Origin of the sequence: Lentibacillus daqui (assembly GCF_027186265.1) — a bacterium.
Classification (GTDB): Bacteria; Bacillota; Bacilli; order Bacillales; family Amphibacillaceae; genus Lentibacillus_C; species Lentibacillus_C daqui.
Genome location: NZ_CP114176.1, coordinates 1,531,563 through 1,545,820, shown reverse-complemented (window position 1 = coordinate 1,545,820; position 14,258 = coordinate 1,531,563). Strand labels below are relative to the sequence as shown.

Genomic DNA, 14,258 nt, shown 5'->3' with positions numbered 1-14,258 from the left:
CTATGTCCTAACGAAATCGTCCTAATAGATACAGGATTAACGATAAAATAACACTAACGACAATTGATGTCATAATTGGAAAATGGAAGGAGAAATTCCCCTTTTTAAAACTAATATCTCCCGGGAGTTTGCCGACAAAGGTCCAAAGTGTCCCAATTAGAATGAACACAATCCCCAGAATAATGAATAGTTTCCCCATACTCATTCGCTATCGTTTCCTTTTAAGCCAAAATGCTGATATGCTTTGGGGGTGACTATCCTTCCCCTCGGAGTCCGCTGGATAAAGCCAATTTGCAATAAATATGGCTCATAAACATCTTCAATCGTCTGTGATTCTTCACCAATGGTTGCAGCGATTGTATCCAGGCCAACCGGACCGCCTTTAAATCCCTCAATAATCCCTTTTAATAACTTATGATCGATATGATCCAGTCCAACATCATCAACCTGCAGCATATCCAGTGCGATATCGGTTGTTTTAAGGCTAATTTCTTTTTCACCCTTAACCTGTGAAATATCACGAATTCGTTTCAATAATCGATTGGCTATTCGGGGGGTTCCCCGTGACCGTCCAGCTACCTCATTGGCTGCCTCTTTGGTGATCGACGTTTGAAAAATTTCCGCCGTTCGTTCTACGATTGAGCATAGATCCTCCGTTTCATAATACTCCAACCGGCTGAGAACTCCAAAGCGATCCCGCAATGGGGCAGAAAGCAAACCTGCTCTCGTTGTAGCCCCAACCAATGTAAAAGGTGGTAAATCAATACGAACCGACCTGGCACTTGGACCGTTACCAATCACAATATCCAGGAAAAAGTCTTCCATTGCCGGATATAATATTTCTTCAACCGACCGTGGCAGTCGATGTACTTCGTCAATAAATAAAACGTCACCGGGTTCAAGCGACGAAAGAATAGCGGCAAGATCTCCCGACCGTTCAACAGCAGGGCCGGAAGTCGAACGGAACTGAACACCCATTTCATTCGCAATGATTGCAGCAAGCGTTGTTTTCCCCAATCCTGGTGGTCCATATAATAATACATGGTCAAGTGGCTCCTCACGCATTTTTGCCGCTTGAATAAAAATCCGCAAATTATCTTTTACTTTCCGCTGCCCAATATATTGATTTAATGTAGTGGGGCGAAGACTGAGTTCGTCAGTCGCATCGTCTGCCTGTAATTCTCCTGTAACCATGCGCTCCTCCATGCTTCATCTCCCCTAACTTTTAACAAGTAGTCCCAGTGCCTTACGAATGATTTCGTCAGTACTTACAGCGTTATCTTGTTGTAGTTGCGGTAAAATAGCTTTAATTTCACGTTCAGAATAACCAAGTGATTTTAATGCCTCCTGGGCATCCGTCAACCCTTTGTCAAATTCTTTGTTGTTTTCCTCTGCCATATTAGCCTTGTCTTGAGGCTGCGTATCCAATGACAGCATATTGGTTAATTTACCTTTCAAATCCAATATGACCTGTCTGGCTGTTTTCTTTCCGATACCGGGAAAGCTTGTCAAAAATTTATCATCTTCCCGCTCTACCGCTGCAACAAAATCAGCCGTATTTACAGACCCCAGGATTGCAAGCGCTCCTTTGGGTCCAATACCGGACACCTGAAGCAATTTGGTAAATAACAGTTTTTCATCCTGTCGTTTAAAACCGTATAATACTTGTGTATCCTCGCGAACATAATGATATGTATAGATAAATGCTTCCTTATCCAACAATGACTGAAATGCAAACGGGTTCGCACATATTATCTCATATCCAACACCCTGAACATCTATTATAACAGAATTATCATGAATAAATGTAACCATACCTCTAATGTATGCAATCATATAGATCTGCTCCTTTGCATTTCTTCCCTAATCATATCACATCTATACTATTTTTTAATACTGAATTGAACAGTGGGTCACATGAAAAAAGCACCAATTATATTAGAATTGGTGCTTTTTTCATGCCAGAACCAACAACTCGTTATTCTGACTCCTCCATATTATGGTGGATATCCTGCACGTCCTCGTTATCCTCGAGCAGATCAATTAATTGCAGCATTTTTTCTTCATCTTCTGGTGATAATTTGTTATATGTTTGTGGAATCATCGTAACTTCAGCCTCGGCAAGTTCGTAACCACTCTCACGTAACTGTTCACTAACAGCTGAAAAATTATCCGGTGATGTATATATTTCATATGCGCCGTCTTGGGTGACGATATCATCAGCACCTGCCTCAATGGCATCAAGTGTTATTGCATCCTCATCAACGGAACCATCTTCATTTTCAATCACAATATATCCTTGACGGTCAAACATAAATGAGACACTGCCATTTTCCCCTAAATTGCCGCCGTTCTTTTTAAAAGCATGGCGAACCTCCGCAGCCGTACGATTTTTATTATCTGTTAAAACATTGACAATAACCGCCACACCGCCTGGACCGTAACCCTCATATGTGAGCTCTTCAAAATTTGCTCCATCCAGTGTACCAGTAGCCTTCTTAATTGCCCGATCGATATTATCGTTTGGCATATTATCCGCTTTTGCTTTATCTATCGTTAAGCGCAGGTTTGCATTGGTTGTCGGATCGCCACCGCCTGCTTTGGCCGCCATATAAATATCCTTCGCATGGCGCATAAATATTTTTCCCTTTTTGGCATCTTGCGCATTTTTTCGTCGTTGTATATTTTTCCACTTAGAATGACCAGCCATCGGACATTCTCCTCTCTAGAAATTTCCTTTTTCACTATACCAAAAAACATGTAAATAATAAAGCTTCAAATCAGGAATCTACTGGCAGTTTACCCCCACAGGTTAAGCTGAAGTCCCGGAGTGAGGGTATTACTGCCGGTTAATGCGTGATAAAGTGGCATTTCATTCATCAGCCAGTTTGGCGCGTAAGGCCCTTAATACTTTGTTGCGAAAAAAACCTTTGCCACAATAGCAAAGGTTAATCATTATATGGTCCATTTGCATGTCCATCGGTTGACCCGCGAGCTTTCATATTTTGTACTCGATTCCAATGGATGTCATCTGTATAAATCACGACTTCTTTATCTGGTTCAACCTTTTTAACTTCATTAACCACTAAGTCACGGACATTTTGGTCGTTATAATCATTAAGCATTAAAGCAACAATCACTTTGTCATCCGCGATGGCTACTTGTGCTTGCTTTATTTCCCTGTAATTGATTAATCGCTGATAAATTTGATCTGACTTTTCATTCACATAGTTATCGGAGTATTTACCTTTGTGACCATTTGAAGCATTTGTGCCACTTTGATCATTTTGCGGATATCCGCCACGATCGCCGATTGATTGATCATTTATCCCCAAGCGGTCATTGCGTTCGTGATTTGTTTCATAATTGATGGATTGTGTTTTTGGATTATCATTTTGCGCAGTACCATTGTTATCTGTATTTGTATTCGAACAACCGAATAACAGCAGTAAGCTTAAACCGGTAATGCCGATTACGCTTTGTTTCATCATAAACACCTCCTTACCAATTAGCTTGGTTGAAAGAGGTGTTTTTTAACACAGTTAAATTATCCCTTCATAGTGGATAACCAATATGAAAATGTTTTGCTCCGTTTCGCTTATGTTCTGTCCGTTTGTGCAGTTTTTCAATCAACGCTTTATCCTTTTCAGGAATTTTCCTGCCTTGTAAATAGGCATCAATTACGTCATAACTGGTACCCATTTCCGCTTCATCGGTTTGACCTTCCCACAAATCAGCACTCGGCTTTTTATGGATAATATGGTCCGGAACTCCAACAAATTCCGCTACCTCTCTTACTTTTTGTTTGGTTAATTCCACCATTGGCAGGATATCAACGCCTCCGTCACCATATTTTGTGAAATAGCCTGTATACCACTCTGCAGCGTTATCGGTTCCGACCACCAAATAGTTATAGTTGGTTGCCAATGTATATAACGTACTCATTCGCAAGCGCGCTCGCAAATTGGCATCCGCAAGTCGCTCATTTGCTTCCTGCCATTCCTGTTTTTCGGTTACCTGTTGCGAAATAGTGGTAAAAAGGGTATCATGTGTGGCTGTCAAATCGACTGTGATGTCATTGATATTGCTGCTTGCTACGACGTCATTTGCATGTTTGATATCAGTGGGATTACTTTTACAAGGCATAATTACCCCTAGTGAGTGATCGGGTGCAGCCCGCTTAATCAAATGAGCTACAACTGCAGAATCGAGTCCGCCGCTCACCCCGACAAGCAATCCTTTCACGCCCGCTTCCTTGACCTGTTGCTGTAACCATTGTACCATATTTTCGACTAGTTCTTTCACGATATATCGCTCCTCTTACTGTGATGAGTTGTGGAAAATCTGGTTTATTTTCACAAACATTGATTACGTTGATTTTAGCATTAATTTAGCGGTTTTCAAAAAATATCGCCGTTTTAGCCAGTCGTTTTCCATCCTTCGTAAGTAATCTTTCATCGACTCACCTGCATTGCTACCCAAATAATGCAGCCATTCTCGTAAAACATCGGTTGGCACGAGCATTGCATGAATCCACAATTTTAATTCTTTCTCCCCCACCATTTCATATACAAGCAATTTATCCAAATCCCATTCCAAATAAGGTAAAAACCGCTGACCCAGTTGAATATAATCGTAAAGCGCAGGGGAACAAGCAAGTAAATCAAAATCAATCATCCGTACCCCTGACCCACGAATAAAATTATGTCCTGCCACATCTCCATGAATCCACTCCGGCCTTTTTGCGGTACTTTGCTCTAATTTCCGCCAATCAAAGTGACTGATAAACGATAATTGCAGTTCGGTTGTTTTTACAATATCCCGAAATAGTGTCGAGTAACCATTTTCCATAAAACACCTTTCTGTTTTTTTAAATCGTGCCAGTCTGTGAGACCATCGGACATAAAACAGTGTGCGTTCAAGTGGATGTCTAATATTGACTGACATCGCATCCTGATGAAAACGCCTTAGCGTGGCAACACTTTCTTGCCGATCACGTTCGATCGAATAATGCAATTTCTCTCCCCGGACAAATGGCGCAATCGTCCAAAGGGAATTGTCATGTTTAATGAATTTTTGGCCATTGGGGAATCGTGTGAATGGGACAACGACCGGTGAATCGATCGCATCAAAAAAATCCCATTGTTGTTGCAGCACTTTTAGTTTAGGATGTTTCTTTAAGATATAGTGGTTTTTTTGGGGGGTTGATATGTGAAAGACATGTGCTTTAATCGGTGTTATTTTAATACAATCCAATTGCCCTTTATGATATAAAAAAGAAGAGAGACGATCAATTCGCATCTCGTCTCCTTGATTATACTTATTCACCTGAAGATTCATCCTCATCATCTTCAACTGTCCGGTCATCTGCTGAAAAATCTGGATAACCCGGTGGTGTTGGAAATGGTTGATATTCTGGTGTCATTGACCACTGGGGTGGATAGGTTGGTACAGGTTGTTGTTCCCGCCATTCTGGATAAGCTTGCCAATCATCTGGTGACTGCATGCTGTAAAACGGTTGATGCATCGGGTGCTCATGAGAAAATTGCGGAAATGGTGTTTTTTCTTTACAGCCGCAATCCTTTTCACCGGCAGATAGTGTCGGTTTTATTGGCATTTCCATACTGGATGATTCCATCATTTTTCCATGGCCGTGATAGTGATGCATTGGTTGCATTGGTTGCATCTGCCCTGCATCAAATGCACCCATTACTGGAAAAAAGTCACATGGCATCGGTGGCGGACCACATGGATTTACTACATGACAACACATTGGTACCATGGCCACTGGCTGCGGTATTGGCATTGGCATCGGCTGTGGCATTGGCATTGGCTGATGCTGAGGTTTTTTATGATGTTTCTTTGGTTTTTCATGATGATGATGTTGCATTTCCGGAATATTAACAGACGTATAATTTTTTAACTCCTGTTCCATGATCGGCATTTGGATAATCGGTTGAATTTGCTCGACAGATTGTTGCGGTGCTACAGACTGTTGTGGTACTACATTCATATGTGGCTGGATCGGTTGCGGTTGTGGTGGCATCTGTGGCTGCATTGGCATATGTGGCTGGACGTGTTTCGGTTTTTCCTTCTGTTCTTCTTTAATAACTGGGATCGGTTTTGGCTGCTGCATCTCTTTATATGGGTGAGCAGCCGGTTGGTGCGTTTCTTTCATACCTTCTTTTTGTACCGCTTTGGTTGAACCTGGTATTTTTATTTTCATCCCCGGCATGATCATATCGGGACTTGATAATTGTGGGTTAAGCTGTTTCAGTTCATTAAAATCAACACCATATTTTTTGGCAAGTTCCCACAATGTATCGCCCTTTTGAACAACATGGATTTTCAAGTTTAATCAAACTCCCTTCAATTCTATTTACAATTGGGCTAATCACTCTTTAACAACATATGCATTTGGACTTGAAATGTTGAGAAAAATTTAATACAGTCAGTGAGGCTTCATCCCCACTGACTGGCACGAATTAATATGTTGCATTTCTAAAGTTCCATCTGGTATACAGGGTACGTACCCAATATGGTTACATGACATCCCAGTGCTTCCAATTCAGCTTTAACCCCCGGAAATAATACATGATCATAGGGCTGGTTCACATCCACAATAAAAAAATAATTACCTAATCCTGTTTTCATCGGCCTTGACTCTATTTTTGAAAGATTCATCTTCCGCCATGCAAAAGCAGACAACACTTGATGCAGTGCCCCCGCATAATCGCTTGGCAATGTAATTAACAGACTGGTCTTCTCTGTCTCTATTTCCTGAGGGATGGAAAGTTTACAGTTATCCTTCGTCAACACTGCAAACCGAGTTTGGTTATTTGCATAATCGTGAATATTTTTCTGATAAATCGATAACCCAAATTCTTTTGCAGCCAGCCGATTGCCAATTGCAGCTATTCTTTTATTACTCGTGCTTACTAATTCAGCTGCCTTTCCTGTTGACGATGTAAAATGAATGACCGCTTGTGGTATGTATTTATGAATATACTGATGACATTGCGCAATTGCATGACTATGCGAATAGATTTCGGTTAATTCCGTTACCTCACCAGCGAATTCCGGTCGAACAAGTAAATGTTGTTGAATGGGAACGACTATTTCGGCAACAATTGGAAGCCGTACCTGATGCACCAAATAATCCACCGTCAGTGATACCGTTCCCTCAATCGTATTTTCCAGCGGGACAACTCCAACATCAATTTCATTCCGGTCCACAGCATCAATACAATCAGGAATTGTTTCAAAACCCTTTGTCGTTTCTCCATCAAATATAAGGTCAACTGCCAATTTTGTAAACGTTCCTTTCGGTCCCAAATATCCTATCCTTAATGTCAATCAAATCTACCCCTTGTCTTTAATCTTGGAGCGCATGAATTACTCGATAAATTCAAATTCATAATCCAGCAATCGAACTGTGTCCCCATCTTTAGCTCCCCGCTTTCTGAGTGCATCATCTACACCCATTCCCCTTAACTGGCGGGAAAACCGTTGAACCGCCTCATCCCGATTAAAATCGGTCATTTTAAACAGCTTTTCAATTTTATCTCCAGAAAGAACAAACGCACCATCATCATCCCGGGTAATATGAAATGCTGCCTGTGGGCGTTGATACCGGTAAACGACTTCCTCTTCCGTTTCGCTTATTTCCGGCATCATTTTTTTCGGCACTTTATCGAGTGCATCGGCAATTGCAAACAAAATTTCCCGTAGTCCTTCTTTCGTTAATGCAGAAATTGGATAGACAGGAAAATCATCCGTCAATTTTTCCTTAAAGTGTTGTAAATTTTCTTCGGCATACGGCATGTCCATTTTGTTGGCGGCAATGATTTGTGGACGATCCATTAATTTCTCATCGTATTCCTTTAATTCCAGGTTGATTTTTTGGTAATCCTCATACGGGTCTCGTCCCTCTGTACTTGCCATATCAATGATGTGCACAATAACTCTTGTCCGTTCGATGTGACGCAAGAACTGATGTCCCAAACCTACCCCCGCATGTGCTCCCTCTATTAGTCCAGGTAAATCGGCCATCACAAAGCTGCGATGGTCGTCCGTATCTACTACACCCAAATTGGGGGATAATGTTGTAAAATGATACGCGGCAATTTTTGGCTTTGCTGCACTTGCAACCGAAATAAAAGTTGACTTGCCGACACTTGGAAATCCAACGAGGCCAACGTCGGCAATTAATTTTAATTCGACCTTGATATTGCGCTCTTGTCCCGGTTCGCCATTTTCAGCAAATTCAGGTGCTGTATTCCTGGGTGTGGCAAATCGGGAATTCCCTCTGCCTCCACGTCCACCGTGCGCAATGATTGCTTGCTGCTTATGGTGGGTAAGATCCGCAATAATTTCATTTGTATCAATGTCAGTTACAGTTGTTCCGGGTGGTACAGGCACAATCAACGGATTCGCATTTTTGCCGTGCTGGTTTTTGCTCATGCCATTTTCGCCTCGTTTTGCTTTGAAATGCCGATTGTAGCGAAAATCCATAAGCGTATTTAATCCTTCATCCACCTCAAATACGACATCACCACCATTACCGCCGTCACCACCAGCAGGACCGCCCTTTGGCACATATTTTTCCCGTCGATAAGCAACCAGCCCGTTACCTCCGTCACCAGCCTTTATGTATACGTTAACCTGATCTACAAACATTGATCATACCTCATTTCGTTATCGGAAGTGATATAGTACAGTTCACTGCGTCTTTCGTTTTACTGAATTCCCAATAATCCGGAAATCTCTCTTCATCAATGGAAGTGTCTTCTGTGAAATTTCCTTCCAGGGAAAAGGTTACTTTTAAAGTAGTGTCCGTACAATTTAAATCAAGAATGCCCTTATACATTTCCATGTCATTACCAAGACGTTTGACCATTTCAACAACGGACTGACATTCTTCTACCAGCGTTTGATCGATTGCTTGCAGGTTAATGGGATTCATGTTTATATGATAAGACAACCGGATATTTGTATGTACAGAGTTAAAACAAATCAGCCAAAGGGTGAACTTGGGCATATCCAAACGCATTAATTTTCTTTCCTCGTTAAAATAATTCATCAATGAAGCTAACTTTTGTTTAACCTTATCCATTTTTTCCATTGATGCATATCCTTGTACAATTTGCAAATCATTCATCAGATCATGTCTGTACAATCTTAATAATTCGACCATTTCTCGTTCATTCAAGTTTTCCCCTCCCCAGTAATATCAAAATTATAGCAGAAATATTGATTAAGTGCATACCTCGGATTGTCCTGATATTAAATACTCTGACCAAATAATGGCTCTTAACCAAAATCTATGGTTGACGGATTAGATGTAATTTTGATATTGGCGATCGCTACGGAAAAACACTACGCTTTCCGTGTTTTTCCTTCGCTGGCTAGTTTATCATTACCATTTTTATTCATTAATTTCAACCATGGATTTTGATGATGACCCCAAATAATAAGGTCGGAGTTTTTATCAAAAAAGGGGAGAATCAGTTATACTCTGATTCTCCCCTTTTTTGAACATCCTTTTTTATTCGGGTTCTTAGATTAAGCTTCCTGTGCTACAGGGTAAACACTAACTTTTTTACGATCACGGCCAAAGCGTTCGAATTTAACAACACCATCAGCCTTGGCAAAAAGTGTGTCATCTCCACCGCGACCTACATTTTCACCTGGATAAATCTTTGTTCCACGTTGGCGGAAAAGAATAGACCCACCCGTTACAAATTGACCATCAGCGCGTTTTGCACCAAGACGCTTTGACTCAGAGTCACGACCGTTCTTTGTACTACCAACACCTTTTTTCTGTGAGAAGAACTGTAAATTTAGACGTAGCATATGATTACACCTCCCTATTTGTCCTGTATCCTGATAAATTGACTATAATCGTTAGCGATCGTTTTTAATGAAACGATCATTCCCTCAAACAGGAGCTGTACCTTTTCCATTACCTCAGGCTCCAGATCGTCTGGAAGTACAACATGAAGGTAACCACCCTCATCACCTTGCATAATATCAAGATCAATCCTGCATATTTCCAATACAGCGTTTATAGCACCAAAGGAAACTGCTGATACTCCTGCACAAACCAAATCATAACCATAGGGGCCACTATCAGCATGTCCGGAAATTTCAAATGCCGTCATTTGGTTATTTGACCTGAATATAGTTATATCAATCATATCTTAACCCTATGCATTTATTTTTTCGACAACAAGTTTTGTGTATGGTTGACGATGACCTTGTTTACGGTGGTAATTTTTCTTCGGCTTATATTTGAACACGGTAATTTTCTTTTCCCGTCCTTGCTTTTCCACCTTTGCAGTTACACTAGCACCATCAACATATGGAGCACCGACTTTCACATCGTCACCACCCACGAAAAGCACTTTATCAAAGGTTACCGATTCATTTGTCTCGGCAGCAACCTTTTCCACGTAAATTTCCTGGCCTTCTGTAACCTTGATTTGTTTTCCACCAGTTTCAATAATTGCGTACATTTCTGCACCTCCTTAAGACTCAGACTCGCCATCGCAGGTACCCAAAAAATTGAGTTTAAACTAGCATTCAGCATACGCTTTAGTTTCACCTGTTCTGTGCGGTTGTAGCATTGGTGCTACGATAAATAACGTATCGATATTAGCATGTTCAAACACTCTTTGTCAAGTGGCTAACACAGCTAATCATCTACTTATTGCGTATAAACGAACTGTTACTTTACATTAATCCAAATAACGAGCTATTTCACCAATTGATTTATCAAACTGTTTCTCATAAAAGAAATGCTGCAAACAATCTTTTTCAGCCATCGTTTTTCGATTGTCACCCGGAAATTTAATATAAATAGCATGTTCCCTTTCCCTATGGAACCGGGAAAATACATCCATTAAACTATTTTCACACGATACAACAATGGATCGTATTCCTTTTATGGGAGTTTCCCCCTGATACCTTTTGATTAAAAAGCGCATGAAAACATAATACCGTTGTTTCCAATCCATCCTGTTTTCCTTCAGCAAAAACAGAATAAGCAAAACCGAACTCAATGTAAATGGAAAAACAAACAATTGCAATAATAAGAAGATCGAGCAAAAAATCAAAGAAATAAGCAATGTTCGATTATAGGCTGTCCGATAAGCCAAAAAAGAAGATAATAACAGAAACAGAAACTTACCACCGTCAAGCGGCCAAATTGGAATTAGATTGAACAAAAGAATCAGTGTATTGTAGTGAACCATTAACAAAATGATGGATGATGGTAATAATTCATTCACTGCAATGAGCCAGATAATACCATAGATCAATATATGTTGAAAGGGACCCGCAATAGTAACAAGCATCTCCTCACGTAATGGGCGGTTTCCGTGTTCATCTGTGTCCATGACCCCGCCAAAAATCCATAACATGATACTGCGGATTCGCCATTTAAAAAGGGTGGCCATTGTATAATGTCCTAATTCATGGATCAAAACAATGGCTAAAATAATAAATAACTCAACAAATGTTCCAGTAAAAAAAGATATGGCAATAAACACCAGGAGAATTGGATGAATATGAATGGCCGGTACATAATTACGGAGTGTCATCAACTTTAATTACCTGTACCGGATCAACATATTGATTGTCCTTTTCAATTGCAAAAAATACGGCTTTATTTGCTTCATCCGGCACAAATTTCCCCAGGCGTTCATGATCTGTGACATATTGATATAAATGGACATCAATTGACTTCAAATAACCATACGTTGACAAACTTCCATCTGTATGCTGGACAACTACAGTTTTATCAGTCTTTCGATCATTTCCCGCAAAAACAACAACCCCTTCTCGCAATGCAGAAACATCTGCCGAATCTGTTGTAGCAATCTTGATTCCGGACCCGTTTGCCTGGAATGATTCCTCGACGGTTCCATTAACGGGAAGAGCTAATACTCCCGCATCTGCTGTTTGTTCCGTGTTCTCTGCTGTTTTATCCTTAGGCGTCAATGCTAAAGGCTCACCGAATGTTTCTTGATACCATTGATTAGCCCGGGCAAAGGGAAATTCCTTCGTTAAAGCGGCGGCTGTCCATGCTGCCGGTTTCTGTAAATAACCATTACCAGATTGATATAATAGTGCTGCACCGAAAAACAATATAACGGACAGAATTCCTTTCAGCACTACTCCTGATACTAGCTTGCCCCGGCTTGTCTTTTGGGTTTGTTCCAAATCACTTGGCAAGGAAGGATAATATCCATGTTTTTCCTCTTCTTGTGGAAAAACCGGATTTACTTTTTTGTGCTGTAATTCTGTGGTGTTTAACGTTCGTTGTTTCTTTTTCCGCTGTTCAATAGATTTTCGAACTTGTTTAACCCCTTTACTCATAATCCTCATCCTCATCAGACTTTTTTACAATTGTATGTGAGACAAGGACAAGTTATGATACGAAGAGCCGATGAGAATAGTTTGCACATCCTATATAAAGTGAAACTTCATTCAGTGGGGGTTTCCTTTCCACCCCCACTGATCCAGAGGAACAAAGGCTAAATTCGCAACATCCTGTTGCAACGCCTTTGTGACCTGCCTCGTGCAGGCCCGAACAGAATCAGGAATTTACGGGCTGTTTATCCCCCACCTTCTAAGTTTTTGGTTACTCTCATTTATAGAGGTGGGGGTATTTACAGCCCGTTAATGCGTGACAAAAATGCAATGAAGAAGTTCGTTATTCTCCATTGCTTTTAACAGTTTCTTTATTAAAGACTATGACCGTATTCCAAAAAACTTTTTCATACGTCCAAGCAATCCTTTTTGCTCCTCCAGTGATTGTAATGGAACAGTTTCTCCAAGAATTCTTCTGGCAATATTACGGTAGCTGATAGATGGTTTTGATCCAGGATGAAAGGCAACTGGTTCCCCCGTATGTGATGCTTTAATAACCGCATCATCATCAACTACAATTCCGATCAAATCAATCGACAGGATTTGAATGATTTCATCAACATCAAGCATGTCACCATTTTTCATCATATGGTTACGAATTCGGTTAATAACCAATTTGGGTGATTCGATATCTTCCTTTTCCAAAAGTCCAATGATCCGATCAGCGTCCCGGACACTAGCTTTTTCCGGTGTAGTCACAACAATTGCTTTATCGGCTCCAGCAACCGCATTCTGGAAACCTTGCTCAATACCCGCTGGACAATCAATAAGGATATAATCATATTCCTGCTTTAATTCGGCAATAATTTCTTTCATGTTTTCCGTTGTACCGACCGCTTTATCACTTGTCTGTGAAGCAGGGAGTAACGTTAAATAGTCAAAACGTTTGTCTTTTATCAAAGCTTGTCTTAACTTACAGCGGCCTTCGATAACATCAACAATATCAAAGATAATCCGGTTCTCAAGTCCCATTACAACATCAAGATTACGTAAGCCAATGTCTGTGTCAATCAAACAAACCTTCTTGTCCATTAACGCAAGGGCTGTACCAATATTCGCTGTAGAGGTTGTTTTACCAACGCCGCCTTTACCGGAAGTAATGACAATTGCCTCACCCATTTCGTATTCTCCTTTCAAACCTGTCCAAATCCTTTCGTTTATGTGAAAGTACTTGTAGCCGGTCAATGACAATTTTGTCCGTTTGCTCATCAATCAAACCACATTCCATATACACCCCATCCGTTTCATAATCCGGGGCACGACTGATATAATCTGCTATTCTCAGTTGGCTTGGTTTCATATAGGATGCGGCTATAACAGCACTTCTGTCTCCGGATGCACCTGCATGGGCAATACCTCGTAAACTACCAATAATGTAAATGTTGCCAGTTGAAACAACCTTTCCTCCGGGATTCACATCACCAATTAATAGCAAGTCACCGGTTACTTCTATCACTTGTCCGGAACGAATCATTCGGTTTAAAGCCTTTATTTCACTTTCCTCTTTTAACTTCAAGGCCTCTTCTTTGGAGATGACATCTGATTCAAATGCCTGAACGTAAAAATGACCATCCGAACTGATTAATTCTTGCAATTGGCTGGTTTGTTCCGAATTCAAATAGCGATTACCCAATTTGACTGTGACAGACACACATGGTTCAGTTTGATTGATAGGTTGTTCCGTGAATTTTTCATTTAGTTCACGGAGCACATCATGAAACGAGCACGAATCATCAATAAACAGTGTCAGACCATCCTTTGTACCTTTTATTGTTATTAATTGTTTGACCCCGTTCAATCCAAGTTCACCCCACATTCGTTTC

Annotated in this window: 18 protein-coding genes and 1 other annotated feature; all 18 genes read right to left on the bottom strand. The window is 40.7% G+C overall.

Annotation, left to right across the window (positions count from 1 at the left end; all coding sequences use genetic code 11):
• Nucleotides 1-7 precede the first annotated feature (7 nt).
• The 18 genes from O2S85_RS07765 to minC all read right to left on the bottom strand — a co-directional run bounded on the left by O2S85_RS07765 (nt 8) and on the right by minC (nt 14,251).
• Complete coding sequence (locus O2S85_RS07765; protein ID WP_269412093.1) at nt 8-199, bottom strand: DUF2905 domain-containing protein; 192 nt, start codon at nt 197-199, stop codon at nt 8-10.
• A gap of 2 nt (nt 200-201) precedes the next feature.
• Nucleotides 202-1,206 carry a Holliday junction branch migration DNA helicase RuvB gene (gene ruvB, locus O2S85_RS07760; protein ID WP_269412092.1) on the bottom strand — a complete coding sequence of 335 codons (1,005 nt, stop codon included), beginning with the start codon at nt 1,204-1,206 and terminating at the stop codon, nt 202-204.
• A gap of 12 nt (nt 1,207-1,218) precedes the next feature.
• Nucleotides 1,219-1,836 (bottom strand): Holliday junction branch migration protein RuvA, encoded by a 618-nt coding sequence (ruvA, locus tag O2S85_RS07755; RefSeq protein WP_269412091.1) that lies wholly within the window; start codon nt 1,834-1,836, stop codon nt 1,219-1,221.
• A gap of 142 nt (nt 1,837-1,978) precedes the next feature.
• Nucleotides 1,979-2,710 (bottom strand): YebC/PmpR family DNA-binding transcriptional regulator, encoded by a 732-nt coding sequence (locus O2S85_RS07750; RefSeq protein WP_269412090.1) that lies wholly within the window; start codon nt 2,708-2,710, stop codon nt 1,979-1,981.
• 238 nt (nt 2,711-2,948) lie between these two features.
• On the bottom strand, nt 2,949-3,491 hold the full coding sequence (locus tag O2S85_RS07745) for a YhcN/YlaJ family sporulation lipoprotein (RefSeq protein WP_269412089.1): 543 nt from the start codon (nt 3,489-3,491) through the stop codon (nt 2,949-2,951).
• A gap of 64 nt (nt 3,492-3,555) precedes the next feature.
• On the bottom strand, nt 3,556-4,305 hold the full coding sequence (gene nadE / locus O2S85_RS07740; RefSeq protein WP_269412088.1) for an NAD(+) synthase: 750 nt from the start codon (nt 4,303-4,305) through the stop codon (nt 3,556-3,558).
• Between the two features lie 63 nt (nt 4,306-4,368).
• Entirely contained in the window at nt 4,369-5,328 is a 960-nt protein-coding gene (locus tag O2S85_RS07735) for a phosphotransferase (RefSeq protein WP_269412087.1), read from the bottom strand.
• Entirely contained in the window at nt 5,321-6,352 is a 1,032-nt protein-coding gene (safA, locus tag O2S85_RS07730) for a SafA/ExsA family spore coat assembly protein (RefSeq protein ID WP_269412086.1), read from the bottom strand. The genes O2S85_RS07735 and safA overlap by 8 nt, the downstream gene beginning before the upstream one ends.
• Before the next feature lie 149 nt (nt 6,353-6,501).
• The gene (pheA, locus tag O2S85_RS07725) at nt 6,502-7,356 is read right to left on the bottom strand and encodes a prephenate dehydratase (RefSeq protein ID WP_269412085.1); all 855 of its coding nucleotides are present in this window, start codon (nt 7,354-7,356) and stop codon (nt 6,502-6,504) included.
• A gap of 39 nt (nt 7,357-7,395) precedes the next feature.
• On the bottom strand, nt 7,396-8,679 hold the full coding sequence (gene obgE, locus O2S85_RS07720; RefSeq protein WP_269412084.1) for a GTPase ObgE: 1,284 nt from the start codon (nt 8,677-8,679) through the stop codon (nt 7,396-7,398).
• Nucleotides 8,680-8,689: 10 nt separating this feature from the next.
• Nucleotides 8,690-9,211: a Spo0B domain-containing protein gene (locus O2S85_RS07715; protein ID WP_269412083.1), complete on the bottom strand. Its 522-nt coding sequence runs from the start codon at nt 9,209-9,211 to the stop codon at nt 8,690-8,692.
• Nucleotides 9,212-9,564: 353 nt separating this feature from the next.
• A complete protein-coding gene (gene rpmA, locus O2S85_RS07710) occupies nt 9,565-9,855 on the bottom strand; it encodes a 50S ribosomal protein L27 (RefSeq protein WP_269412082.1) in 291 nt (96 codons plus the stop codon).
• Between the two features lie 14 nt (nt 9,856-9,869).
• Nucleotides 9,870-10,199: a ribosomal-processing cysteine protease Prp gene (locus O2S85_RS07705; protein WP_269412081.1), complete on the bottom strand. Its 330-nt coding sequence runs from the start codon at nt 10,197-10,199 to the stop codon at nt 9,870-9,872.
• 9 nt (nt 10,200-10,208) lie between these two features.
• Nucleotides 10,209-10,517, bottom strand: a complete 309-nt coding sequence (gene rplU, locus O2S85_RS07700; RefSeq protein ID WP_269412080.1) for a 50S ribosomal protein L21 — start codon at nt 10,515-10,517, stop codon at nt 10,209-10,211.
• 11 nt (nt 10,518-10,528) lie between these two features.
• Nucleotides 10,529-10,631, bottom strand: a sequence feature (ribosomal protein L21 leader region).
• A gap of 108 nt (nt 10,632-10,739) precedes the next feature.
• Nucleotides 10,740-11,603, bottom strand: coding sequence for a M50 family metallopeptidase (locus O2S85_RS07695; RefSeq protein ID WP_269412079.1), 864 nt, complete (start codon nt 11,601-11,603; stop codon nt 10,740-10,742).
• Complete coding sequence (locus O2S85_RS07690; protein ID WP_269412078.1) at nt 11,590-12,381, bottom strand: M23 family metallopeptidase; 792 nt, start codon at nt 12,379-12,381, stop codon at nt 11,590-11,592. Before O2S85_RS07690 ends, O2S85_RS07695 begins: the two co-directional genes overlap by 14 nt.
• 375 nt (nt 12,382-12,756) lie before the next feature.
• Nucleotides 12,757-13,554: a septum site-determining protein MinD gene (minD, locus tag O2S85_RS07685; RefSeq protein ID WP_269412077.1), complete on the bottom strand. Its 798-nt coding sequence runs from the start codon at nt 13,552-13,554 to the stop codon at nt 12,757-12,759.
• On the bottom strand, nt 13,547-14,251 hold the full coding sequence (gene minC, locus O2S85_RS07680; RefSeq protein WP_269412076.1) for a septum site-determining protein MinC: 705 nt from the start codon (nt 14,249-14,251) through the stop codon (nt 13,547-13,549). Before minC ends, minD begins: the two co-directional genes overlap by 8 nt.
• Nucleotides 14,252-14,258 lie beyond the last annotated feature (7 nt).